This is a genomic window from Massilia phyllostachyos (assembly GCF_021044825.1).
Classification (GTDB): domain Bacteria; phylum Pseudomonadota; class Gammaproteobacteria; order Burkholderiales; family Burkholderiaceae_D; genus Telluria; species Telluria phyllostachyos.
This window is the reverse complement of record NZ_JAJNOC010000001.1, coordinates 1,130,121-1,153,242: the sequence shown is the minus strand read 5'-3', so window position 1 is coordinate 1,153,242 and position 23,122 is coordinate 1,130,121. Positions and strand designations below refer to the sequence as shown.

The following is a 23,122-nucleotide window of genomic DNA, read 5'->3' as shown; positions in this document are numbered from 1 at the left end:
GGTCCCCCGCCCACCCTACGGTTCGCGACGGATCGGACGGTAACAAAAAAACGCCCCGTGCATCGCTGCCGGGGCGTTTTGTCTTATGCGCCCAATCGCGCCCGCAGGTGCTGGTTCTCGCGCTCCACCGCCTGCGCCCACGACACCACGCCGAAGCGCCTGGTGTCGACGCCCTTCCAGAACTGCCCCGGGCTGCGCGCGTGCAGCGGCAGCAGCTCGAGCGCCTTCGCGCACTGCGCGCCCATGTCGGCCACTTCGGCCAGCTCGCTGAAGCCGAACGCGAACGGCGCCTCCGGATTGCCGATCGCATTCACGTCGTCCGCATGCAGCGCACGGCGCGCCGCCGCCACGCCGCGCGCGAAGTGATCGCGCGCGCGGGCGGCATCGCCTTCGGCCAGCGCCATCGCGCCGAGCTGGAAGCTGGAGGCGATGGTCTTGGTCGCCAGCAGCGGACTGAAGGCCATGAAGTCGGCGCCTTCCACCGCCCCGAAGTACATGCGCGCCACCTCGCGTTCGCCCAGCGCCAGCGCCAGGCGCGCGGCCGCGTAGCCGGACGAGATCTGCCAGCGCTGCACGTGCGGGTTGGTCGATGCCAGCTGCACGTACTGCTCGGTCAGCGCCAGCACGTCGCCGGCCAGGGCCGGTGCGCGCTCTTCCAGCATCGCGTAGGCCAGCACGGTGAGCGCGGCGCCGAAGTCGGCGCTGTCGCGGCGCGCGCCGTCGACCGTGCGCGCGGCCAGGTCGAGCAGCACGGCGCGGTCGCGGATGCGTTCGCCCAGCTGCACCAGGGAGCGGTACAGCCAGGGATTGTCGAAGTGCTGGGAGAAGTCGACCAGCCAGCCGGCTTCCTCGAGCGCGCCGAAGGCCGGATGGTGGAAGCCGCGGCCGGCCCCCTTCGCCAGCGGGTCGACCGAGGCGACCACGATCAGCCACTCGGTGTCCTCGCAGGCGTCAAGCGCCAGGTCGATCGGCAGCTGCTGCAGGGTGCGCGGCGCATCCCACAGCTTGAAGCCGCCCGGCGCGGTCTGGGCCCAGCGTTCCTCGACCAGGAAGTACTCGGCCATGGTGGCGCGGAAGAAGGGGTAGTCGAAGGCGTGGAAGTGGTAAGGATTCGGGTCTTTCCCGGTCTCGTCCACCCACAGGTTCGGCACGCTGGCGATGATGCGGCCGTCCGGACGCAGCACGCGCCGGGCTTCGCGCAGGAAGGCGTGGTAGTCCTCCAGGTGCTCGATGGTCTCGAAGCTCACCACCAGGTCGATGCTGTCGTCCGCGATGTGGGACAGGTCGGTGGCGCTGGCGGCCTGGTATTCGACCCCGTACTGGCGGCCGAAGTTGGCGTTGGCGTAGGCCACCGTGTCGGGGTCGAGGTCGATGCCGATGAAGCGCGACCCGCTGGACTGCGCCGCCAGGATGGCGCTGCCGTAGCCCAGGCCGCAGGCGCAGTCGAGCACCGTGTCACCGGGGCGCACCAGGCTGGCGGCCAGCGCGTAGCGCACCATGTGGGCGTCGGCGCGCGCGCCGCTTTCGCGCGACATGTCCATGTGCAGGTCGCGGTCCTTCAGCAGGCGCGCCAGCGGCCATTCTTCGACCACCGCATCGTCGATGCGCTCGAAGACCAGCAGCAGCGGCAAGCGCTCGGACGCGCCCGGGCTGCGGTACTCCTCGACCGACACCGCCACCGGCGCGCGGCGCAGGCCCGCGGCCACGGCCGCGTTCTCGACCGCGGCACGGTCCAGCGCGCGCCAGCTGCCGGCCAGGCTGCTGAAGCGCAGCACCACGAAGCGGCCGCTCTGCGCGCGCAGGCCCGCGAACGCGGCGTCCAGGCTCGGCTGGCCGAGCAGCCAGCTGGCCTCGGCGACCACGCATTCGGCGCGCGCATCGGGCGCCGCTTGCGCCATCCACTCGGCCAGCGCGCCCCGCTGTCCGAGCGCGCGCGCAAAGTCCTCGTTGGCGCCGCCGACGTGCAGCACGCTGCCGGCGCCGCACAGGCGTAGCAGCGCCTCGGCGTCCTGGAATTCGCTGCCGGCGTGGTGCACCGTGATATTTACCGGAGCGACCAATGCGGCCGGCGCATCGGAGGCGCCGATATCCGCGCGTTCGCCCGGTCCGGCCCAGGCCACCGGGCGGAACACCACGCGGCAAGCCATGCCCTCGTACTCCGGACGGCCCGGCACGAACATCATGCCGCGCGGGCCGAGCTCGAACAGGCCGTTCGGGTGGGCCGCCATCTGGTCGAACAGCAGGTCGGCGCCGGGCGCCAGCAGGGTCTCGCCGGCTTCGCTCAGCAGGTGCACGCTGTCGATCTGCAGCCAGCCGTAGTCGGCGCCGAACAGCACCGCCACGTCGCGGCTCGGGGACACCGGTAACAGCAGGGAGAAATAGCCGTCGTAGGTGGACGTCGCCAGCAGCGTTTCCCTGAAATGCTGCCGGGCGCCGCGGAACAGCACCTGCACCGGCTCCTGGCGGTAGGACACCTGCCCGACGTCGATGCCGAAGCCGTAGCGCTCGTGCGCGAACAGCAGGGACGACAGCGACAGGTCGAGCGGACGCAATTCCATGCCGTAGTTGGTGCGGCTCTTGTCGAGCGAGGTCCTGGTATAGCCCAGGCCCTTGCGGCGGATGTCGGCCAGGCCGGCGCCGGTGTCGAACAGCGACAGGCGCTTGTCGGTGCCGAGGTTGAAGTCGAACTGGAAGGCGGCGAAGACCTCGATCTCGTCGACCGTCGGGAAGTACAGCATGCGGCCCAGGTCGATCGCGGCCTGGCGCGCCAGTTCCTGTTCGCCGGCCTGCGCGCGGAAGGGCGCGTCGAGCGCGCGCAGCGCCGCGATGAAGGCGAGCGCGCCGTCCTGGATCGCCGCCACCGCCGCATGCTGGGCGGCGTCCAGCGCGGCGCCGGCATACAGCGGCGCGCCTTCCTCGGTATAGCCGACGGTGCTGGGCGCGTCGCTGGTGCACAGCATCTCGAGCGCGGCGATCTGCTTATTGGTGAGCACGCGGATGATGCGCGGGTCGACGTGGGCGGCGTCGATCAGGCCGCGCCGGTCGCCGTTCACCGGCGCGCTGTGGTCGGCCAGCAGGTAGGCCCCGCGCACGTCCACGCCCAGGTCTTCCTTCAGCACGTCCTTGAGCATGGTCTGGGCGGTGCCGCTGTAGCCCAGGTCGACGAACAGCAGGGTGTCGCCCGCCTCCACCCCGCTGGCGCGGCGCACGTGCTCGACCAGGCGCCGGCGGAAGGCGGTCGACGCTTCCACCACCACCTTCACGACCTCGTCCTTCAGCACCAGTTCGGCGAACGCCGCCACCGGACGTGGCGACGCCGCCGCCCCGTCCAGGATGCGCTTGGCCATGGCGGGCGGCAGCAGCAGCTGGCGGGTCAGCGGCTCCATCGATTCCTCGCCCAGCATGCGCACCAGCAGCGCGGCGATGCGCTCGCGGCTGTCCAGGGTCGCGGCCAGGGCAGTGAAGCGGCTGATGTTGAGCAGGCTGCCGGGCGGCGCGCCGCTGTCGTCCAGCGCCTCGACCGCGCGCCAGGGCAGCCAGCCGTCGCGCAGCAGGTAGCCGAGCTTCACCTGCTTGCCGCCGGCGCACAAGCGCGCCTTTTCGCGCAAGATGAAATCGGCGAAGGCCTGCATGATCGGGCCGACGGCAACGAAGCCGAAGCGGCGCGCCGGATCGTCTTCGCGGCAGGCGGCCAGCTGGGCGTGGAACAGGCTCGGGAACGGCGCGTCGCGCCGCAGTTCCGGCAGCAGCTGCAGGCCGGCCTGCTCGCGGCCGCGCAGCAGCAAGGTGGTGTCCGGGTCCTGGTGCACCAGGTGCACGGCGCGGATGCCGAAGCGCTGCGGGCTGCTGAGGTCGGAGACGGCGTTGTCGCCCAGGTGCAGCACCTGGGCCGGCTCGACTTTCCACAGCGGCAGCAGGCGGCTCCAGATCCCGGCCGCCTTCGACAGGCGGAAGTCCGAGGAGGTGTGCACCGCGTCGACCAGGCCTTCCAGCGCCGGCTGGGCCGCGAACAGGAGGCGGCTCAGCTCTTTCGACGAAAAATAGGTGTCGCTGACCACCACCACCCGGATGCCGCGCGCTTTCGCTTCACGGATCAGGTCGAAGGTCGGCTGGAACACGAAGCAGTGCTCGATCTCGCAAGCCAGTTCGGCTGCGGCCAGTTGCGCGACCAGCGCGGGCGAGGCCTCGGGCAGGGCCTGGCGGAAGATCTCGGCCAGCGTGACTTCCATGCTGCCGTTCAGGATCCAGTTGCGCCGGCGCGCGTTCGCCTCCGCCGTGACCCGCAACGCCGCCGTGATGCCGGCGCGCCGGAACGGTTCGCTTGCGGCCAGGGCATGGAACACGTCCGCCGGCTCCCCGACCTTGCGCCACAAAATGGTGTCGAAGCAATCGAGCGAGAGAACCTTGACGTCGTCGAAAGCGGCAAGCCAGCCCGCTTCGAGCGCATTGGCGCGTAAGGTGTGCTGCATGGTGGTCGGTCCTGAAAGAGAGGCGGAAGTCGGGGGAAAGAGGCCCGGGGATGATAGCAGATAGTTGCCGTACGGAATAATCGCAAACCGCCCTGACCTTGATCAGGACCGTAAATCCAGCCCTGTTCCGGCCTTGGTTTGTTGTTTCCATGCGGCACAATAGCGACGCTGTCCCAACTTCCTGCCCATTCCATGACCGTTGCCGATCACGCCCCCGACCGCCACACCGCCCGCTGGAAATCCTTCATCAAGGATTGCGACGCCTTGGTCGGCTTCGCCGAGCCGATGCAGGTCTCGGGCCGCGTCACGCGCGTGGCCGGCCTGGTGATGGAATGCGTCGGCCTCAAGCTTGCGGTCGGCAGCGCCTGCACGATTCCGGTGGCGAATGGACAACGCATCGAAGCCGAAGTGGTCGGCTTCGAGGGCGAGCGTCTGTTCCTGATGCCGCAGAGCGACGTCGAGGGGGTGGTGCCGGGCTCGCGCGTGTTCCCGGTCGAATCGGCCCTGCCGAAGCCGGGCAGCGTGCAGCACCCGCGCCGCCGTCCGAGCGACCGCGCGCGCCACCTGCCGGTCGGCATGCAGCTGCTGGGCCGCGTGGTCGACGGCGCCGGCCGCCCGCTGGACGGCAAGGGGCCGCTGAATACCGACGAGGTCGGCCCGCTGAACGCGCGCCCGATCAACCCGCTCGACCGCGCGCCGATCTCGGAAACCCTGGACGTGGGCGTGCGCGCCATCAACGCCATGCTGACCGTCGGCCGCGGCCAGCGCCTGGGCCTGTTCGCCGGTACCGGCGTCGGTAAATCGGTGCTGCTGGGCATGATCGCGCGCTACACCACGGCCGACGTGATCGTGGTCGGCCTGATCGGCGAACGGGGACGAGAAGTCAAAGAATTCATCGAGCAGATCCTGGGGCCGGAAGGCCGCGCCCGCTCGGCCGTGGTCGCCGCGCCGGCCGACTCCCCACCCCTGATGCGCCTGCAGGGCGCGGCCTATGCCACCGCGATCGCCGAGCACTTCCGCGAGCAGGGCAAGAATGTCCTGTTGATCATGGATTCGCTGACCCGCTACGCGATGGCGCAGCGCGAGATCGCCCTCGCCATCGGCGAGCCGCCGGCGACCAAGGGCTATCCGCCGTCGGTGTTCGCCAAGCTGCCGGTGCTGGTGGAGCGCGCCGGCAACGGCGTCGAGGGCGGCGGCTCGATCACCGCCTTCTATACCGTGCTGTCCGAGGGCGACGATCAACAAGACCCGATCGCCGATGCCGCGCGCGGTATTCTGGACGGCCACATCGTGCTGAACCGCCACCTCGCCGAGGCCGGTCACTATCCGGCGATCGACATCGAGCAGTCGATCTCGCGCGCGATGCACGGCATCACGACCCACGAGCACCAGTTGGCGGCCCGTAAACTGAAACAGTTGTATTCGCGCTACCAGCGTTCGCGCGACCTGATCAGCGTCGGCGCCTATGCCGCCGGCAGCGACCCGGTGCTGGACCAGGCGATCGCCAAGAACGAACAGATCGAGAATTTCCTGTGCCAGGAGATCCACGACAACGCGGGGATGCTGGAGAGCTTGGGGCAATTGACCTCTCTATTCCACGGTTAAAAAATGCCGGGCAGAACTATACTGTCGCTATTTACTGTAGGACTGCATGGCCATTACTTCCGCTTTAGAGACCCTGATCGACCTGGCGCAGCGCGATTCCGACGCGATCGCCAAGCGCCTGGGCGTGGCCCTCAAGAATGTCGAGGAAGCCGAGCAGAAGCTGGTGATGCTGGACGGCTACCGCGAGGAATATGTGCGCAAGCTCGATGCGGCGCAGACGAACGGCATCACGCCCTTCGCCTACCAGAACTTTGTCGCCTTCATCGGCAAGCTGGACAACGCGATCACCGGCCAGCGCGAAGTGATCAAGCACGCGAAGTACAAGGCGGATACCGAAAAGAAAGCGTGGCAGGAAAGCGAGCGCAAGCGCCTGTCCTACCGCACCCTGAACGAACGCGCGGCGGCGGAAGCCCTCGCGATCGAGAACAAGCGCGACCAGAAAGCGATGGACGACCACGCCGCGCGTGGCGCCCGCTACAAGCAACAATGAGCACGACCGAGGCAGAACAACCATGACGATGCAGACGACCACCCTTCCGTTCCAGGTCTCCGGCGCCAATGCCCTGACCCAGCAGCCGCAGCGCAATGCCGCCGCCGGTGTGCAAGCGTCCGAGAGCAATGGCTTCGGCGCCACGCTGTCGCGTGAGATCGCCCAGCGCCAGGCCGCCCCGGCGGCCAATGCCGCGCCGGCCCCGGCGCCTGCGGCGAACCGCCCGACCAGCCAGAACACGCAGGCCAAGGCGGCGGACAAGCCGGCCGCCCAGGGCCCGAAAGCCGCCGCGCGCGAGCCGGCCAAGCAGAACGAGGCCGCGTCGGACGCGCCGGCGACCGCGCAGGCCGCCGGCGCCAACGGTTCGGCCGAGTCCGCCGAAGGCGCCGAGGAAGCTGCAGAGTCCGCCAGCGCCGCAGCGGCCGCCGCCAGCGATCCGGTGACCGACATGCTGGCCTTCATGGCCAGCCTGACCCAGCCGGCGCAAGCCGCCGCGCCCGCCGCCACCGCGGCTGTCGCCGCCGAGACGCCTGCCGCCGCTGCCGGCGACGGCGCCGAGCTGCAGCTGGCCGCCCTGCAATCCGCCTTCGCCAAGCTCGACGGTGCGGATGCCGCCGCAACGAGCGCCGACCCTGCCCTCGCGAGCGCCAGCGAGGGCGAAGCCGGCGCCGGCTTCTCGCTGGCGGCCGGCGTGCAGCCGACCGCGGGCGAGACCGCGGACTTGCGCGCCGCCCAGCAGGGGGCGCAGAATGCCGTCCCGGCCGATGCCGGCAAGCTGCAGGCCCAGGTGCGCGACACCGCGCTGCAGGCCGAAGCGCCCGTCGAAGCGGCGCCGGCCCCGTCCGCCGTCCAGCTGCAGGCCCAGGCCGCCAAGCTGGACGCCCTGAATCCGGCCGCCGTGCCGGGCGACCGCATCCCGGCGCGGGTCGGCACCCAGGCCTGGGACAACCAGATCGGCAACCGGGTGGTTTACATGATCGGCAAGGAACAGGCCGCCACCCTGACCCTGAATCCGCCCGACCTCGGCCCGGTGCAGATCGTGCTGAACGTGAGCAACGACCAGGCCAGCGTGGCCTTCTCCTCGAACCAGATGGAAGTGCGCCAGGCCCTGGAAAACGCCCTCCCGCGCCTGCGTGACATGATGAACGAAAGCGGGATTGCGCTGGGCAATGCGACGGTGGACGCGGGCGTGGCCGATGGGCGCCAGGCGCAGCAGGATGGCGAGCGCCGTCCGCAGGGCAGCAGCCGTGGCGGCAATGGCGTGGACAATGGCACTGTCGCCGCGAATGACAATGTACGCACGGTAAGCCGTACCGTGGCGACGGGCGATCGCGGCGCGGTCGATATCTTCGCCTAAGGCCATGCTTGCGGCCGGCACGGCCGGCCGCCCTACAAGTGCAACATCGTCGGCTTGGCTCCGCTACGATCATGCATAATGTCAGACACAATGTTTCCCTGTTAAAGGGCAGTAAAAGGTATTTTTGATGGCAACCGCAAAACCCAAAGCCGCCGCTCCGGCAGCCGACGCAGCCGCAGCGGCCCCCGCCGGCGGCAAGAAAAAGCTGATGATCATCATCGCCGCGGCCGTGCTGCTGCTCGGCGGTGGCGGCGGCGCGGCCTGGTTCTTCATGCATGGCAGCGGCGACGCCGCGGCCGAGCACGAGGAAGCGCCGAAGGAAACCAAGAAGAAAAAGAAAAAGGACCCGGCGGCCAAGCCGGAATACGTGCCGGTCGAGGCCTTCACCGTCAACCTGCAGCCGGAAAACGGCGAGCAGTACCTGCAGGTGCAGTTCACCCTGCAGGTCGAAGGCGCCGAGCAGGCCACCGTAATCAAGGACAATATGGCGATCGTGCGCAACCGCGTGCTGCTCCTGCTGTCGAGCAAGAAGGCGTCGGAGATCGCGACCCTCGAGGGCAAGCAGCAGCTCGCCGCCGAGATCCAGGCGGTCATCACCGATCCCTTCGAGAAAGGTGGCGACGAACAGGGCGTAAGCGACGTACTCTTTACCTCGTTCATCATTCAGTAACAACACCGAAGCAACATGGCCGATAATTTCCTCTCCCAGGAAGAAGTCGATGCCCTCTTAAAAGGGGTCAACGGCGACCAGGACGACATTGCCGCTCCTGAAGACACCTCGGGGGTACGCACCTATAACCTGGCGACGCAGGAGCGGATCGTGCGCGGCCGCATGCCGACGCTCGAGATCATCAACGAGCGTTTCGCCAGGTATCTGCGGGTGGGCCTGTTCAACTTCCTGCGCCGCAGCGCCGAAGTCTCGGTCGGCTCGGTGCGGGTCTCGAAGTACAGCGAATTCATCCGCAACCTGGTGGTGCCGACCAACCTCAACCTGATCCACATGAAGCCGCTGCGCGGCACCGCCCTGATGGTGTTCGACCCGGGCCTGGTGTTCCTGCTGGTGGACAACCTGTTCGGCGGCGACGGCCGCTTCCACACCCGCGTGGAAGGCCGCGACTTCACCCAGACCGAACAACGCATCATCATGCGCATCCTCGACATCGTGTTCGAGGCCTATGCGAAATCCTGGGAACCGGTGTATCCGATCGAATTCGAGTACATCCGTTCCGAGATGAACACGCAATTCGCCAACATCGCGACCCCGAACGAGGTCGTGGTGTCGTGCACGTTTACCATCGAGCTCGGCTCGGTGTCGGGCCAGATCCACTTCTGCATGCCCTACTCGATGATCGAGCCGATCCGCGACGCGCTGACCTCGAGCATCCAGGGCGAGGCGCTGGAAGTCGACAAGCGCTGGGTGCGCCTGATGACCCAGCAGATCCAGGTGGCCGAGGTCGAGCTGGTGGCGGTGCTGGGCGAGGGGCGCGCCAACTTCGACGAGATCCTCAACATGAAGATCGGCGACGTGATCCCGATCACGGTGCCGGAGACCCTGCAGGCGACGGTGGACGGGGTGCCGGTGATGGATTGCAGCTACGGGGTCTTCAACGGCCAGTACGCGCTGAAGGTCGAGAAGCTTCTCGCCAATAGCGACAGCTTCAACAAGTAACGAGTACATTACGCAATATGAACGCAGGAGAACACCATGTCTGACAACCAGGACGACCAGGACAGCCTCGACGACGATTGGGGTGCGGCGATTGCCGAGCAGGCCGCGGCCGAAGCCGCCGCGCTCGAGCGCCAGCAGCAGACGGCGGCGGCAGCCCCGACCGCGGCCGTGTTCAAGGACTTCTCGAACAAGGGCGCGCGCAACGAGACCCCGAACGACATCGACTTCATCCTCGACATCCCGGTCCAGCTGACCGTGGAGCTGGGGCGCACCAAGATCGCGATCAAGAACCTGCTGCAGCTGGCCCAGGGCTCGGTGGTCGAGCTCGACGGCCTGGCCGGCGAGCCGATGGACGTGCTGGTCAACGGCTGCCTGATCGCCCAGGGCGAGGTCGTCGTCGTGAACGACAAGTTCGGCATCCGTCTCACTGATATCATTACGCCATCGGAACGGATCAGAAAACTGAATAAATGACGCCAAGCAATCACGTAGGGTGGGCGGCTGTGCCGCCCACGCGGTCAACCAGCGCCGGATCGATCGCGACGGATTCTCGTTCACGTATCACCGCGTGGGCGGGAAACCCGCCCACCCTACGGATCGCGGCTGCATTCATTTTCGCGGTGGCGGCAAACGCCTCTTTCGCTCAAGACACCGCCCCGGTCCCGGCCACGCCGACGGCCTCGATGGACACCCAGCCGCTGCCGCCCGGCGCCACCACCGCCGGCCAGCCGGCCACCGAGGCGCGCCCCGCCCCGAGCCCGCAAGCCGTCACCCAGGACCCCGCCCTCGCCCCCGCTCCCGCCCAGCGCGCACCGCAAGTCGTCATGCCCGGCAGCGCCACGCCCAACACCGGCGGCCTGCTGCAGACCATCTTCGCCCTGGTCCTGGTGCTCGGCCTGCTGCTCGGCCTGGCCTGGTTCATGAAGCGCTTCGGTCCGCGCAACATGATGGGCGGCGCCAACGTCAAGCTGGTCGGCGCACTGAACATCGGCGGGCGCGAGCGCATCATGGTGGTCGAGGTCGGCGACCAATGGATCGTCGTCGGCGCCTCGCCCGGCCGCGTGAACGCCCTGGCCACCATGCCGCGCCGCGAAGGCGCGGAGCCGCATGCCCAGCTGGCGGAACACGCCCCGCCGGCCGCCAGCTTCGGCGACTGGCTCAAGAAAACGATCGACAAACGCAATGCGAACTAAACGATTCCTGCTGGGCGTGGGCCTGGCAAGCCTGGGACTGCTGCCGCTGCTGGCCCTGGCGCAACCCGGCATCCCGGCCTTCACCACCAGCCCCGCCGCGGGCGGCGGCACCGCCTATTCGCTGCCGGTCCAGACCCTGATCCTGCTGACGGCGCTCACCTTTTTGCCAGCGGCGCTCCTGATGATGACGGCGTTCACCCGCATCATCATCGTCCTGTCCCTGCTGCGCCAGGCCATCGGCACCCAGACCGCGCCGCCGAACCAGGTGATGGTCGGACTGGCGCTGTTCCTGACCTTCTTCGTGATGGGGCCGACCTTCGACCGCATGTACACCGAGGCTTATCTGCCGTTGCAGCAGAACCAGATCCAGATGGGCCAGGCGCTCGACCGCGGGGTGGTGCCGCTGAAGGAATTCATGATCAAGCAGACGCGCCAGTCGGACCTCGCCCTGTTCGTCAAGATCTCGCGCTCGCCGGCGCTGCAGGGCCCGGAAGACATTCCGCTGCGGGTCCTGATCCCGGCTTTCGTGACGAGCGAGCTGAAGACGGCGTTCCAGATCGGCTTCGCGATCTTCATCCCCTTCCTTATCATCGACATGGTGGTCGCCTCGGTGCTGATGGCGATGGGCATGATGATGATGTCGCCGGCGGTGATCTCGCTGCCCTTCAAGCTGATGCTGTTCGTGCTGGTCGACGGCTGGCAACTGCTGCTGGGCTCGCTGGCCCAGAGCTTCTACTAGGGAAGGCGCCATGACTCCCGAATCCGTCATGACGATGGGCCGCACGGCGATGGAAGTGACGCTGATGGTGTCGGCCCCGCTGCTGCTGGTGGCCCTGATCATCGGCCTCGTCATCAGCATCTTCCAGGCCGCGACCCAGATCAACGAAGCAACCCTCTCCTTCATCCCGAAACTGATCGCGGTGTTCGTGACCCTGGTGCTGGCCGGGCCCTGGATGCTGGAGATCATGCTCGACTACATGCGCCAGGTGTTCACCAACATCCCCGGCATGATCGGCTGAGCGGGACATGCTGAGCCTGACCACGGGCGAGATGAACGCCTGGATCGCCGGGCTGCTGTGGCCGCTCACGCGCATCCTCGGCCTGGTAGCCAGCGCCCCGCTGTTCGGCAACGCCGGCGTGCCGATGTCGATCAAGCTGGCCCTCGGCGTGCTGCTCGCTTCCGTCATCGCGCCCACGGTCCCGGCGGTGCCGGCGCTCGACCCGACCGGCTGGGCGGGCCTGTTGATCCTTGTAAAAGAATTGCTGATCGGCGTGGCGATGGGGCTTGCCATGCGCATCGTGTTCGCCGCCATCGAGTACGCGGGCGAGGTGGCCAGCATGACGATGGGCCTGGGCTTTGCCGTGTTCTTCGACCCGAATTCACGTGGCCGCTCGTCGGCGGTGAGCCAGTTCATGGCGCTGGTCGCCACCATGGCCTTCCTGGCCGTGAACGCCCACCTGGTGCTGCTGGCGGCGCTGGCCGAAAGTTTCGTCGCGCTGCCGATCTCGGAGACGCCGTTTTCCGGCAATGCGCCGCTCGAGCTGGTGCGCTGGGGCGGGAAGATCTTCTCCACCGGGCTGCAACTGTCGCTGCCGATCGTGGCCGCCCTCCTGATTACCAACGTGGCGCTCGGCATCCTCACGCGCGCGGCGCCGCAACTGAACATCTTCGGCATCGGCTTCCCGATCACGCTGGGAGTCGGCTTCCTGACCCTGAGCCTGGCCATGCCCTATCTCGGCATGCCGATCGTGAACCTGTTCAATGCGGGGATCGAGGCGGGACGCGCGGTGCCGCGTGCCGGAGCGAACGCCACGCCGCCAGCGCCCCCACGCGTCCAGCCGGCGCCGGGCTGAGCAAAGCGAGAAAAGGAACGGCCGACGACCGTTTCAACACAATGCTATCAAGAAACATATGTTTCTATAATGCATGTTATGCTATGCGCTTTGGATAAACCGCGCCATCATGTCGAACGCCGTCAACCAGCATTATCTCGAAAAGGTCATTGAGCTTGCCGAACAGATGCCGGTGGTGGCCACCGAGGACATCTACGATGCGCGCGGCAACAAGCTGCTGGCCAAGGGGGCCAAGGTCTCGCGCGCCTTGCAGGAAAAGCTCATCATGCACAAGCTCACCAGGCCGATCGAGGCGTCCCTGCGCGTCAGCGGGGGCGTCGATGCCGGCAATGTGGTGAGGACGGCCGAACGGCTGCTGGCCGGCGATCCGGCGCTGGCAGCCCTGCTGGCGGCCGTGCCGGCGACCGGACCCTCGCCGCTTGCCATGTTGTCGCGCCTGCAGTTCGGCAACGCGACGACGATGATGCTGACCATCGCCGAACGCGGCGGCGAAGCGGCGCTCGACCATGCCGTCACGGTGGCGATCGTCGCGGCCTGCCTGGCCAAGTGCCTGGCGCTGACGCCCGAACTCCAGCAATCCTGCGTGCTGGCCGGCCTGCTGCACGACATCGGCGAGCTCTACGTCGACCCGGCCTACCTGGTGCCGGGCCGCCAGCTGCTGGCGCACGAATGGTCGCATCTCGTGGTGCATCCCCGCACCGGACAGATGCTGATCGAAGAGCACGAAGCCTACGCGCCGGAAGTGGCGCGCGCGGTCGCCGAGCACCATGAACGCCTGGACGGCTCCGGCTACCCGCGGCGCCTGGCCGGCGCCCAGATCAGCCCCTGCGGCCAGGTGCTGGCGGCGGCGGAAGCGATCAGCGCCATGATCCGCAGCGACAACGCGCTGGACCAGGCCGACATCTCCCTGAAGCTGATGACGGGCGAGCACGACCGGCGCATCGCCGGCGCTGTTTCGCGCGCCTGCAAGTCCCAGCGCGCGCAGAGCTACGACAGCTGGACGCGCGGCGCCAGGCCCGACCCCGACGCGCGCCTCTACCGCACAATCGTCGACACCGCGGCCGCCGCCCAAGCGCTGGCGGGCAGTCACGGGCTGAGCCCATCCACGCGCGAGCTGGTCGAGCGCATCGGCGCGCGCCTTGGCCTGCTCCAGCGTGCGGCCCTGAGTTCCGGCCTGAACATGGGGCTGCTCCCCGAAGGCGACGGCGCCTTCGACGGCGTGCTGCAGTTCGAACACGCCATCGCTTCGCGCGAAATCCACTGGCGGATGCGGGAACTGTCGCGCGAGATCGCGCTGGCCACCTGCACCATCGGCGAGCGTGCGCTGCTGGCGCCGCTGGGGGCCCTGCTCGATCCGCTCGCGCCACAGGACGCCACGCAGGCGGCCTGAGGGCGGCGCTCAGGCGCATCGATCCGATGGCTGCGCCCGCGACAGGGCGTTTACGGTAAGGTTGGCGCCATGCCGATCTTTCTGCGCATCTTTCTGACGGTCCTGCTCGCCAGCCCGAGCGCCGGCGTCCTCGCCGGCCCCACTCCCCCTCCCGTGCGCGCCGAGATCGAGGCCCTGCTGGGCAGGATCACCGCGTCGAACTGCCAGTTCGAGCGCAACCGCAGCTGGCACAGCGGCGCGGAGGCCCGCACTCACCTGTTGCGCAAGCTGGACTACATCGAGAAGCGCTCGGAGACCATCACGCGCACAGAGCAGTTCATCGAATTCGCGGCCTCGAAGAGCAGCTTCACGGGCCGGCACTACCGCGTCAAGTGCGGGAGCGGGGAGCCGGTGGAAAGCCGGGCGTGGCTGACCCACGAACTCGAGACGCTGCGCGCCGCGAAGTAAACGAAAAAAGACCAGGCCGAAACCTGGTCTTTTTGCATCATCTAAAACTTCAGACGATTAGTAGGTGTAGCTTGCAGCCAGGCCGAAGCGGCGGAACTGCTGGCTCCAGCCACCGCGCCAGTCGATCGGTGCTTCGCGGGCAAAGATGTTGTCGACGTAACCGGTCACCCGGACATGCGGGATGCCGGTGAACGCCACGCTGTAGTTCCAGGTGGTGTTGCTGCCAACGCGGGCGCAGGTGTCCAGGTACTGGGCCGCGACATTGTTGGTCGTGCAATAGGTCGGCGACGCGATGCTGTTGGTGCTGTAGCTGCTCGAGAAGTTGGCAGCAACCGCATGGTCGAAGTTACCCTGCTTGACGTAGGCGCGAGCGACCAGGTTCAGGCGTGGACCGTAGTCGTAGGTGCCGGTCTGGTTCGGGCCGTAGGAGCCGTCGGTAACGCTGTATTCCTGGAATTTCCAGAGGTAGCTACCGTCCAGGGTCAGGCGCACCGGCACGCCCCATGCATTGAAGCGGCCCTTGGCATCGAAGTCGAAGCCCTGCACGCGGGTCTGGCCGCTGTTCACGTACGGGTTGTACACCATGCCCAGCTGGCCGACGCCACCGTAGTTGATGGTGTTGCCCGGTGCATATTTGCGCACCAGTGCCAGGAACTGATTATCGTTGGCGCTGTTGTCGATACGGATCAGCTGGCCTGCAGGCAGGCTGGCTTCGCCGCGCAGGACGTCGACCACCGAGCGGGTGCCGATTTCGTTACGACGCTCGATGAAGAAGTAGTCCAGGCCGACGCTCCAGTTCTTGATCGGCTCGAAGATCAGGCCGGCGGTCAGCGAACGCGAGGTTTCCGGCTTCAGGTCCGGGTTCGAGGACACGAAGCTCGGCAGGCCGGCCGAGCATTCCGCGTTGCGGAAGCTGTTGGCCTGGGCCTTGTCGGTGGTGGTGGCGCCGGCGGCGTTCTGCACCAGTGCGTTGAGCTGGTTGGCGATCGGGCAACGACGCGGATCCTGCACGCCGGTCGCGACCGAGGAACGGCCCAGGCCGTTACCCGATTCGACGATGTTCGGTGCGCGGAAGCCGCCCGAAGCCGTTGCACGCAGCATCAGGCTGTCGGTTGCGTTGTAGATCAGGCCGAGTTTCGGCGAGACGTGCGCATCCTGGTTGTCGGTCTTGTCGATGCGGGCGGCAGCTTCCATTTTCAGCTTCTTGGTCAGCGGCACGGATGCTTCGGTGAACAGCGCGTACTGGTTCACGTCGTCGTCGACCTGCAGGCCGAAGATGCCGACCAGCTCGCCGCGGAGCACGTTGTCCGAACTCTTCATCATGTACGAATTGTTGCGGATGTCGGTGCCGAAGGCGATGCTCACCGGACCTGCCGGCAACTGCCATACTTCTTTCGAAATGGTCGCGTCGAAGAACTTCACGACCGACTCACCGTCGGTGGTACGGACAGGGAACATGGTGTTCAGCAGCGTCGGATCGTTCTGCTGGCCAAACTTGTAGGCGCCGCTGACGATTGCATCGGTGTAACCCTTGGCGCTGACGGCGCGAGTGGCTTTCGACGCTTCCGACTTGGCCCATCCGCCTGCCGATTTCCAGTCCCAGCCTGCGTAGTTGCCGGTCAGGGTCAGCATCACGCGCGACTGCTTGGTGTCGGTGGTATTGAAGTTGAAGCCATCGCCGGTATCCATCATGCGGGCGCGGTATTCGACCGGCACGGTGTACGGATTCTTCGGATGGCCGACCGGCAGCTTCGGATACGAGAACGGGCCGACCATTTTGCCGCCCAGCACGTTATACCAGATCGAGGACGAAGTGGTGGCGCTGCCATTGCTGACGCTGAACGGCGCGACGATGTAGTCGCTGGTAGCGTCGGCATAGGTAATTTCCAGGGCGGCATCGATGTTGTTGCCGATACGGAAGCTGGTATTGCTGACCAGCGCATTACGCTTGTTGTTGGTGACCAGGCCGCTGTAGTTCAGGGTGTCGAATTTGCACAGCTTGTCGGTCGGATCGATGTCGCCGGCAGGGCAGCCAGGGGCAGCAACGATGTTGGTCGAGCTCAGGTAGTAGTTACCGGTTGGCGAAAACGAGCTCTTCGCGTCCCAGGTCGAGCGGCCCGGGGTCAGGCGATGCCATGCCGGGTAGTAGTTACGCAGGTCGCCGGTGCTGTAACCGTCGCGACGGTAGGTTTCAGCGGTCAGGTAGGTATTGAAGCCGTTGGTGTCGATGTCACCCCAGCCAACGATCGCCGACAGGTTTTTGTTGCGGTTGTCGTTGAAGTGCTGCGACTCGCGGTAGCTGGCGCGAACGCGGGCACCGGTGAATTCCTTGCGCAGAACAATGTTGACCACGCCGGCGATTGCGTCGGAACCATAGATTGCCGATGCGCCGTCCTTGAAGATCTCGATGCGCTCGATCGCGTCTGCAGCGATGGCGTCAAGGTTGGTGAACTGCTGCTGGGCGCCGTCCGACAGACCGTATGGTGCAATGCGGCGGCCGTTGACCAGGACCAGGGTAGCGACCTTGCTCAAGCCGCGCATGCTGATGCCCGAGGACCCGGTTGCGAAGCTCCCCGAGCTTGCGGTTGCCGAGCTGATGTCGGTGCTGATCGATGCAGTGGTAGTCAGGATCCCCAGGGCCGTCGTTTCGCCGGTTTTCTCGATGTCGTCGCGATTCAGGATCTGGACGGCGGCAGCGGCTTCAGCTTCGGTACGCTTGATGCTCGAACCAGTCACTTCGACGCGTTGCATCTGTTGCGGCTGAACCGGTGCAGCTTCCTGCGCGCCGACGAATGCCGGGAAGGCCATGCTCAGAGCGACTGCGATGGCGCTCTTGTTGAAAGTACTCTTATGCTTCACAACAACTCCTGGATAGTGAATTTTCTCTAGCTTGGTTGCAGCCCTACCTGAACTTTGTTTCATCTTCATGTAAAGGTGCACAGGTCCACTTTTACATAACAATTGACTTTCCGCAAAGCAGCAAAGTGAGTTTTTGCAAGGAAATTTTGATAATCGCTACAATCGTCGCGTGGATGATACGTTTTGTTACGTATGACCAACATGACTGCTACATAAGCGTCAATACAACCCTATGCTTTTGTCATAAAGTTATCCACTTTTGTAATGAAACTCCGGATGTGTTTGCAAACAATATTTGCCGCTTATTGCAACGCACCAAATATTCCATTTCCGTTTCATGCATAAAAAAAGCCGGCTTGCGCCGGCTTCGTTTTCTTGCAGAACAGCTCACAGGTAGTTAAACAGCGACAACCCCGACATCGTCTTGAACGACATCTGCGCCGCCTGCAAGGTGGTTTGCTGCTGCGAGAAGTCCGAAATCGCCTTCACCACGTCCAGATCCTGCAGGTCGCCCAGGGTCGCCGCGTACTGGATGTCGAGGTCGTCCCCCGCGCTGTCGAGGTAGTCGAGTTCCTTCATATGGGCGCCGACCGAGGCCTGCACCGTCAGCACGTTGTCGTGCGCCTGCTTGAGGTTGTCGAGCGCCGTATTCAGGCTGTTCGACAACGCCGCCTTGCCGCTCGAGCCGTCGGCCGGCGCCTTCAGCGCATTGATCAGGTTAGTGACGGTGGTGAACACCGACTGCTTCTCGCTCGGCTCCATGGTGAAATCGTCGCCGTCGGCCGGCTCGCCCTTGATGTCGAAGCTGATGCCGCCGAAACTGATCGCCTTGCCGGCCTCGTAGGGGATGCCGGTCTGGCCCGCCACCGGCGTCTCGACGCCGGCCACGGAAGTATCGACCACGCTGTAGGTGGTCACGGCCGGGGTGCCGGTCACCGCGAAGCTCAGCTTGTAGCTCTTGCCCTGCTCGGCCAGGCTGCGGTCGATCACCGAACCCGAGGAGATGATGGCGGCCCCGGTATTGGTTTTATCCGCCTGGGTCTGGAAAGTGCCGTTGCCAGTAAGATTGTTCTCGAACACGGCGCTGCCCGAGGCCGACAGCGGCATCTTGCGCGAGGCGCCCACCTGCAGCATGCGCTGGCCCTGGTCGCCCTGGTAGGAAGCGCCGGTGCCATTCTGGTTGAACGGTTGCGTGGTCGCCATATAGCCCGAGAACAGATAGCCGCCGGCGCCGTCGGTGCTGTTGGCCACGCCCAGCAAGTCCTGCAGGCGCCCTTCCAGCTCGGTGGCCAGCTTGATGCGGTCGCCCTGCACCATGGTGCCGTTACCGGCGTTCACCGCCAGCTGCTGGATGTCCTGCAGCAGGTCGCCGGCGTTCTGCAGCGCCCCTTCCACCGTCGACAGCGAGGAACGCGCGCTGGAGCGGTTGGTGGCGTACTGGCTGTTCATCTCCTTCGACTGGCTCACTTCCAGCGCCCGCGCCGAGGCGACCGGGTCATCGGCCGGCGTGATGATGCGGCGGTTGGTCGACAGCTGCATCTGGGTGCGCGCCAGCGCGCTTTGCAGCGTGTTCAGCTGGCTGGTGGCGTTGCTGTAGATCGACAGGGTGCTGATGCGCATGACTGCTCCGGATGACGTGATGCTTGAATTGACTTAGCGGCCGATCGACAGCAGTGTGTCGAAGATGGTGCCGGCGATTTGCATGACCTTGCCCGCGGCCTGGTAGGCCTGCTGGTACTTGAGCAGGTTGGTCGCTTCCTCGTCCAGGTTCACGCCCGAGACGTCCTGGGCGGCGGTCTTGGTCTGGGTCAGCAGGGCGTCGGCGGCCTGGCCGTTGACCTGCACTTCGCGGGTCTTGTTGCCGACCGTGCTGACCAGCTGGGCATACGAGGATTGCAGGGTCGCGCTGCCGTTGTTGAAGATGTTCTTGGTCTGCAGGTCGCCCAGCAGGCCGATGTTGCGGGTGTCGCCCACCCCGCCGCTGTTGCTGGCGATCTTGAAAGTGTCCTTGTCGCCCGGGGTGCCGCTCATGGTGACGCTGACGCCCCCAAAAGTGTAGGTGGATCCGGCCTTGAATTCGACATTGGTGGCCGGCGCCGGATAGTTGGTCACCGTGCCGTCGCTGCCGACCACGCGCACCGGCATGCCGGCCGGGAAGCCGCCCAGGTCGCCGCTGGCCGCGTCGTAGGACAGGGTCACCGGCAGGGCCGTGGGGTTGGCCAGGAAGTCCGCGGTGACCTTGCTCTCGCTGATCCTGGCGGTGCCGGTATTGTTCAGCGGCTCGCTGGTGACGATCGGGGTGGCGGCGGCGATGCCGGCGGTTTCCTTGACCAGCAGGTTGAAGCCGGAGGCGCCGTTGAAGGTCGGGCGCACCAGGAATTCGTCGCCCGCGGCGGCGTTGCCGGTGATGGTGAAATCGACGCCGTCGATCGAGACCGGGTTGCCGTCCGGCGTGTAGTTGGACAGCACCGGCTTGTTGTCGGACAGGCGGATCACGTTGTAGCCGCTGCCGCTGTACTCGACCTTGTAGTCGCTGTCGACCAGCTTCGACGGGTCGGTGACGACCGCTTTCACTTCCGTGGTGCTGGACGCAGCGTTATTGATGTTCTTGCCGACATAGGCCGGCGCCACGCTGAAGAAATCCTTGCCGGGCTTGCCGTCCTGGTCGAGGCCGAGCTTGTGCTGGTTGTTGAATTCCACCGCCAGGCCGATCGCCACCTTGCCCAGCGCGCTCTGGGCCGGGTCCAGGGTCTTGCTGCGGAATTCCAGTGCGCCGCCGAGGGTGCCGCCGCTCAGGGCGTTGTCGGCCAGTACCGAAACCTTGCTGCCGGTGACATAACCGACTTCGACACGGGTCAGGTCGGTCGGCGACTTCATGGCCGCGAGCTGGAAGGCGCGCTGGCCCACCACCAGCGGCTGGCCGCTGCCGATCGAGATCGTCAGGCTGTTGTTATCGCCCGGCATGACGTTGGCCTTGACGTGGGTGTTCAGCTCCATCACCAGCTGGTCGCGCTTGTCGAGCAGGTCGTTCGGCAGGTTCTGCCCTGCCGAGGAAAAGTTGCTGATCTGCTCATTGAGCTGGGCGATCTGGTTGGCGTAGGCGTTGATCGTCGTGACGCTGGTCTCGATGGTGCTGTTCACGCCTTCGCGGATTTCGCCGAGGCGGGAGTCGAGCGCCTGGAAGCGCGTCGCCAGGGTATCGGCGCTTGAGAGCATGGCCTGGCGCGACGGTACCGAGGCGCGGTTCGCGGCCATGTCCTGCACGCCCTTGAAGAAGCTCTGCAGCGAGGGCGACAGGCCGGCGGTCTGGTCGGCCAGCATATTGTCGATCTGGCTGATCTGGGCGTAGTAGGAGTCCAGCCCGCTCTTGCTGGCCTGGGCGTTGCGCACCTGGGTGTTCAGGAATTCGTCGCTGTAGCGCTTGATCTGCGAGACCTGGGTGCCGGTGCCCTGGAAACCGACGCCGGTATCGAGCATGGGCGCGGTGGCCTGCACCACGACCTGGCGGTTGTAGCCGGCCACGTTGGCGTTGGTGATGTTGTGGCCGGTCGTGGACAGGCCGGCCTGCGCCGCGTAGAGGCCGCTTTTGCCAATGCTGAGGAGGTTACCGGACATTTATTTTTCCTTCTTAACGGTTCTATCTACGGCAGCGATCCGGAAAACTTGATTTGTCGGATCGACAAGGACGCAACCATTACGCCAGCGACTGCTTGATGATGCGGGTCAGCTTGGACGCATACAGCGGGTCGGTCGCATACCCGGCGCGCTGCAGGCCGTGGGCGAACTGGCTGGCGTCGCCGCCGCTGTTGATGACTTTTTCGTAACGCGGATTCTTGGCCAGCATATTGGCGTAGTCCTTGAACGAATCGGCCGGCGTGTCGTAGGCGCGGAATTTTTCCACCTTGCGGTGCGCCACGCCGTTCACGTATTCGGTGGTGACGGCGGTGGCGACCTTCCCTTTCCAGCCCGGGCCGGCCTTGATGCCGAACAGGTTGTTGCTGTTGCTACCGTCGGCATTGCGGATCATGCGCTTGCCCCAGCCGCTTTCCAGCGCCGCCTGGCCCAGCATGAACTTGGCCGGCACGCCGGTGGCGCGCTCGGCTTCGGCCGCGTGCGGGTGCAGCTTTTCCTGGAAGGCGCGCACATGCGGCGCCTGGACCCGGCCCGACTCCGTGGTGAGCGGCAGCGCCGGCGCGCCCGGCTGCCTGGCGCCGGTCTTGATCATGGTGGCCGCGTCCATGCCAGGACGCATGCTGCCGTCCAACGGCGCCAGGGCCTGGGCCTTCGCAGCCGCATTGCCGGCCGCCATGCCGTCGGCGCCGATCGCGAGCGCCGCGGCACCGGTCTGGTTGGCGGTCAATTGACGGGTCAGCACGTCGGCCAGGCCCATGCCGCGCTTGGCCAGGTTTTGGCTCATCTGCTGGTCCAGCATGCCGGTGAACATCTTGGTCTGGTTATTGTCCATCAGGCCATCCGCCGGGGTCGCGTCGCGCATGCTCTTCATCATCATGTTGATGAACATGGCTTCGAACTGGGTGGCGGCCTCCTTCAGCGCGGCGGGCGAACCATTCTTGGCGCCCTGCTTGAGTTCGCCAAGGCCCTTGGTGTCGAGGGCGAACTTGCTGCTGAGGTCAGTGGACGGGGAACCGATCATGATGGTCGTGTCGAGTTTCTGCTTACGCTTAGATGATTTCGAGTTCGGCGCGCAGCGAACCGGCGGCCTTCAGCGCCTGCAGGATGGCCAGCAGGTCTTGCGGGGTGGTGCCGATCGAATTCATCGCCTTCACCACTTCGGCCAGCGAAGCGCCGCCCTTGACGTTCAGCACGCGGCCCGGGTCCTTCTTGATGTCGACCGAATTCTTCTGGGTGACCACGGTCTGGCCACGGGAGGCCGGATTCGGCTGGCTGACCTCGGTGTCGGCGCCGACGGTCACGGTCAGGTTGCCGTGCGAGATCGCGCAGTTTTCCAGCATCACGGCCTGGTTCATCACGACCGAACCGGTGCGCGCGTTCATGATCACTTTCGCGGCATCCTTTGCGCGGCCGACATCGATGCTTTCCAGCTGGCCGAGGAAGGCCACGCGCTGGTCGCTCGAGGACGGGGTGCGCACGCGGATCACGCGGCCGTCGAGGGCGGTGGCGATGCCGGCGCCGAACTGGTCGTTGATGGCTTCCACCACCTTGGCCGCGGTCGAGAAATCGGTTTGCTTCAGTTCCAGGCGGATCTGGTTGTCCGCGCCCAGGTTCGAAGCCACGGCGCGCTCGACGGTGGCGCCGTTCGAAATCTTGCCGACCGACAGGTGATTCACCTGCACCTGGGCGCCGCCGGCTTGCGCGCCGACACCGCCGACCAGCACATTGCCCTGGGCCATGGCATAGACCTGGCCATCGGCGCCGTGCAGCGGGGTCATGAGCAGGGTGCCGCCGCGCAGGCTCTTCGCATTACCGATCGAGGACACGGTGATGTCGATGTTCTGGCCCGGCTGGGCGAAGGCCGGCAGCGAGGTGGTGACCATCACGGCCGCCACGTTCTTCAGTTGCAGCTGGGTGCCCGGCGGCAGGTTGACGCCCTTTTGCTGCAGCATCGCCTGGATCGACTGCACGGTAAAGGGGGTCTGGCTGGTCTGGTCGCCGGTGCCGTCCAGGCCCACGACGATGCCGTAGCCGGACAACTGGTTTTCACGCACGCCGGCGACGTTGGCAAGGTCCTTCAGGCGCTCGGCCTGGGCCAGCGGGGCCGCGCCCAGGAGGGCTGCGCAGATCAGGGCGATGGAAGCGAATTTCATGTT

At 66.1% G+C, this 23,122-nt stretch carries 18 protein-coding genes; 12 read left to right on the top strand and 6 right to left on the bottom strand.

What is annotated here, in order from left to right; all coding sequences use genetic code 11:
- Positions 1–83 precede the first annotated feature (83 nt).
- On the bottom strand, positions 84–4,469 hold the full coding sequence (locus LQ564_RS05015) for a methyltransferase domain-containing protein (protein WP_231056970.1): 4,386 nt from the start codon (positions 4,467–4,469) through the stop codon (positions 84–86).
- A 192-nt stretch (positions 4,470–4,661) separates the two neighbouring features.
- On the opposite strand from LQ564_RS05015, the gene fliI reads away from it, so the two are divergent.
- The 12 genes from fliI (at position 4,662) to LQ564_RS04955 (ending at position 14,474) form a co-directional block, all read left to right on the top strand.
- On the top strand, positions 4,662–6,074 hold the full coding sequence (gene fliI, locus LQ564_RS05010; protein WP_272492079.1) for a flagellar protein export ATPase FliI: 1,413 nt from the start codon (positions 4,662–4,664) through the stop codon (positions 6,072–6,074).
- Between the two features lie 46 nt (positions 6,075–6,120).
- Complete coding sequence (gene fliJ / locus LQ564_RS05005) at positions 6,121–6,564, top strand: flagellar export protein FliJ (RefSeq protein ID WP_231056969.1); 444 nt, start codon at positions 6,121–6,123, stop codon at positions 6,562–6,564.
- Positions 6,565–6,586: 22 nt separating this feature from the next.
- Positions 6,587–7,921: a flagellar hook-length control protein FliK gene (locus LQ564_RS05000; protein ID WP_231056968.1), complete on the top strand. Its 1,335-nt coding sequence runs from the start codon at positions 6,587–6,589 to the stop codon at positions 7,919–7,921.
- A gap of 127 nt (positions 7,922–8,048) precedes the next feature.
- Positions 8,049–8,591 carry a flagellar basal body-associated protein FliL gene (gene fliL / locus LQ564_RS04995; RefSeq protein WP_231056967.1) on the top strand — a complete coding sequence of 181 codons (543 nt, stop codon included), beginning with the start codon at positions 8,049–8,051 and terminating at the stop codon, positions 8,589–8,591.
- Between the two features lie 15 nt (positions 8,592–8,606).
- Positions 8,607–9,590: a flagellar motor switch protein FliM gene (gene fliM / locus LQ564_RS04990; protein ID WP_231056966.1), complete on the top strand. Its 984-nt coding sequence runs from the start codon at positions 8,607–8,609 to the stop codon at positions 9,588–9,590.
- Between the two features lie 36 nt (positions 9,591–9,626).
- The gene (gene fliN / locus LQ564_RS04985) at positions 9,627–10,064 is read left to right on the top strand and encodes a flagellar motor switch protein FliN (RefSeq protein ID WP_231056965.1); all 438 of its coding nucleotides are present in this window, start codon (positions 9,627–9,629) and stop codon (positions 10,062–10,064) included.
- A 209-nt stretch (positions 10,065–10,273) separates the two neighbouring features.
- Positions 10,274–10,783 carry a flagellar biosynthetic protein FliO gene (gene fliO / locus LQ564_RS04980; RefSeq protein WP_231056964.1) on the top strand — a complete coding sequence of 170 codons (510 nt, stop codon included), beginning with the start codon at positions 10,274–10,276 and terminating at the stop codon, positions 10,781–10,783.
- Positions 10,773–11,522, top strand: a complete 750-nt coding sequence (gene fliP / locus LQ564_RS04975) for a flagellar type III secretion system pore protein FliP (protein WP_231056963.1) — start codon at positions 10,773–10,775, stop codon at positions 11,520–11,522. Before fliO ends, fliP begins: the two co-directional genes overlap by 11 nt.
- 10 nt (positions 11,523–11,532) lie before the next feature.
- Positions 11,533–11,802, top strand: a complete 270-nt coding sequence (gene fliQ, locus LQ564_RS04970; RefSeq protein ID WP_231056962.1) for a flagellar biosynthesis protein FliQ — start codon at positions 11,533–11,535, stop codon at positions 11,800–11,802.
- A 7-nt stretch (positions 11,803–11,809) separates the two neighbouring features.
- Positions 11,810–12,637, top strand: coding sequence for a flagellar biosynthetic protein FliR (fliR, locus tag LQ564_RS04965; RefSeq protein WP_231056961.1), 828 nt, complete (start codon positions 11,810–11,812; stop codon positions 12,635–12,637).
- Between the two features lie 109 nt (positions 12,638–12,746).
- Positions 12,747–14,027 (top strand): HD-GYP domain-containing protein, encoded by a 1,281-nt coding sequence (locus LQ564_RS04960; protein ID WP_231056960.1) that lies wholly within the window; start codon positions 12,747–12,749, stop codon positions 14,025–14,027.
- 69 nt (positions 14,028–14,096) lie between these two features.
- The gene (locus tag LQ564_RS04955; protein ID WP_231056959.1) at positions 14,097–14,474 is read left to right on the top strand and encodes a DUF5329 family protein; all 378 of its coding nucleotides are present in this window, start codon (positions 14,097–14,099) and stop codon (positions 14,472–14,474) included.
- Positions 14,475–14,531: 57 nt separating this feature from the next.
- Here the strand turns inward: LQ564_RS04955 and LQ564_RS04950 are convergent, their stop codons facing one another.
- The 5 genes from LQ564_RS04950 to LQ564_RS04930 all read right to left on the bottom strand — a co-directional run bounded on the left by LQ564_RS04950 (position 14,532) and on the right by LQ564_RS04930 (position 23,119).
- The gene (locus tag LQ564_RS04950; protein ID WP_231056958.1) at positions 14,532–17,333 is read right to left on the bottom strand and encodes a TonB-dependent receptor plug domain-containing protein; all 2,802 of its coding nucleotides are present in this window, start codon (positions 17,331–17,333) and stop codon (positions 14,532–14,534) included.
- Between the two features lie 387 nt (positions 17,334–17,720).
- Entirely contained in the window at positions 17,721–18,953 is a 1,233-nt protein-coding gene (gene flgL / locus LQ564_RS04945; RefSeq protein ID WP_231056957.1) for a flagellar hook-associated protein FlgL, read from the bottom strand.
- A gap of 33 nt (positions 18,954–18,986) precedes the next feature.
- Positions 18,987–20,948 carry a flagellar hook-associated protein FlgK gene (gene flgK / locus LQ564_RS04940; RefSeq protein ID WP_231056956.1) on the bottom strand — a complete coding sequence of 654 codons (1,962 nt, stop codon included), beginning with the start codon at positions 20,946–20,948 and terminating at the stop codon, positions 18,987–18,989.
- A 79-nt stretch (positions 20,949–21,027) separates the two neighbouring features.
- The gene (gene flgJ, locus LQ564_RS04935) at positions 21,028–21,987 is read right to left on the bottom strand and encodes a flagellar assembly peptidoglycan hydrolase FlgJ (RefSeq protein WP_231056955.1); all 960 of its coding nucleotides are present in this window, start codon (positions 21,985–21,987) and stop codon (positions 21,028–21,030) included.
- A 28-nt stretch (positions 21,988–22,015) separates the two neighbouring features.
- On the bottom strand, positions 22,016–23,119 hold the full coding sequence (locus tag LQ564_RS04930) for a flagellar basal body P-ring protein FlgI (RefSeq protein ID WP_231056954.1): 1,104 nt from the start codon (positions 23,117–23,119) through the stop codon (positions 22,016–22,018).
- Positions 23,120–23,122 lie beyond the last annotated feature (3 nt).

What these genes read in the sequence shown, in the direction of transcription:
- LQ564_RS05015 (WP_231056970.1), bottom strand. Translation starts at nt 4,469, where the DNA reads ATGCAGCACACCTTACGCGCCAATGCGCTCGAAGCGGGCTGGCTTGCC.
- fliI (WP_272492079.1), top strand. Translation starts at nt 4,662, where the DNA reads ATGACCGTTGCCGATCACGCCCCCGACCGCCACACCGCCCGCTGGAAA.
- fliJ (WP_231056969.1), top strand. Translation starts at nt 6,121, where the DNA reads ATGGCCATTACTTCCGCTTTAGAGACCCTGATCGACCTGGCGCAGCGC.
- LQ564_RS05000 (WP_231056968.1), top strand. Translation starts at nt 6,587, where the DNA reads ATGACGATGCAGACGACCACCCTTCCGTTCCAGGTCTCCGGCGCCAAT.
- fliL (WP_231056967.1), top strand. Translation starts at nt 8,049, where the DNA reads ATGGCAACCGCAAAACCCAAAGCCGCCGCTCCGGCAGCCGACGCAGCC.
- fliM (WP_231056966.1), top strand. Translation starts at nt 8,607, where the DNA reads ATGGCCGATAATTTCCTCTCCCAGGAAGAAGTCGATGCCCTCTTAAAA.
- fliN (WP_231056965.1), top strand. Translation starts at nt 9,627, where the DNA reads ATGTCTGACAACCAGGACGACCAGGACAGCCTCGACGACGATTGGGGT.
- fliO (WP_231056964.1), top strand. Translation starts at nt 10,274, where the DNA reads ATGGACACCCAGCCGCTGCCGCCCGGCGCCACCACCGCCGGCCAGCCG.
- fliP (WP_231056963.1), top strand. Translation starts at nt 10,773, where the DNA reads ATGCGAACTAAACGATTCCTGCTGGGCGTGGGCCTGGCAAGCCTGGGA.
- fliQ (WP_231056962.1), top strand. Translation starts at nt 11,533, where the DNA reads ATGACTCCCGAATCCGTCATGACGATGGGCCGCACGGCGATGGAAGTG.
- fliR (WP_231056961.1), top strand. Translation starts at nt 11,810, where the DNA reads ATGCTGAGCCTGACCACGGGCGAGATGAACGCCTGGATCGCCGGGCTG.
- LQ564_RS04960 (WP_231056960.1), top strand. Translation starts at nt 12,747, where the DNA reads ATGTCGAACGCCGTCAACCAGCATTATCTCGAAAAGGTCATTGAGCTT.
- LQ564_RS04955 (WP_231056959.1), top strand. Translation starts at nt 14,097, where the DNA reads ATGCCGATCTTTCTGCGCATCTTTCTGACGGTCCTGCTCGCCAGCCCG.
- flgL (WP_231056957.1), bottom strand. Translation starts at nt 18,953, where the DNA reads ATGCGCATCAGCACCCTGTCGATCTACAGCAACGCCACCAGCCAGCTG.
- flgK (WP_231056956.1), bottom strand. Translation starts at nt 20,948, where the DNA reads ATGTCCGGTAACCTCCTCAGCATTGGCAAAAGCGGCCTCTACGCGGCG.
- flgJ (WP_231056955.1), bottom strand. Translation starts at nt 21,987, where the DNA reads ATGATCGGTTCCCCGTCCACTGACCTCAGCAGCAAGTTCGCCCTCGAC.
- LQ564_RS04930 (WP_231056954.1), bottom strand. Translation starts at nt 23,119, where the DNA reads ATGAAATTCGCTTCCATCGCCCTGATCTGCGCAGCCCTCCTGGGCGCG.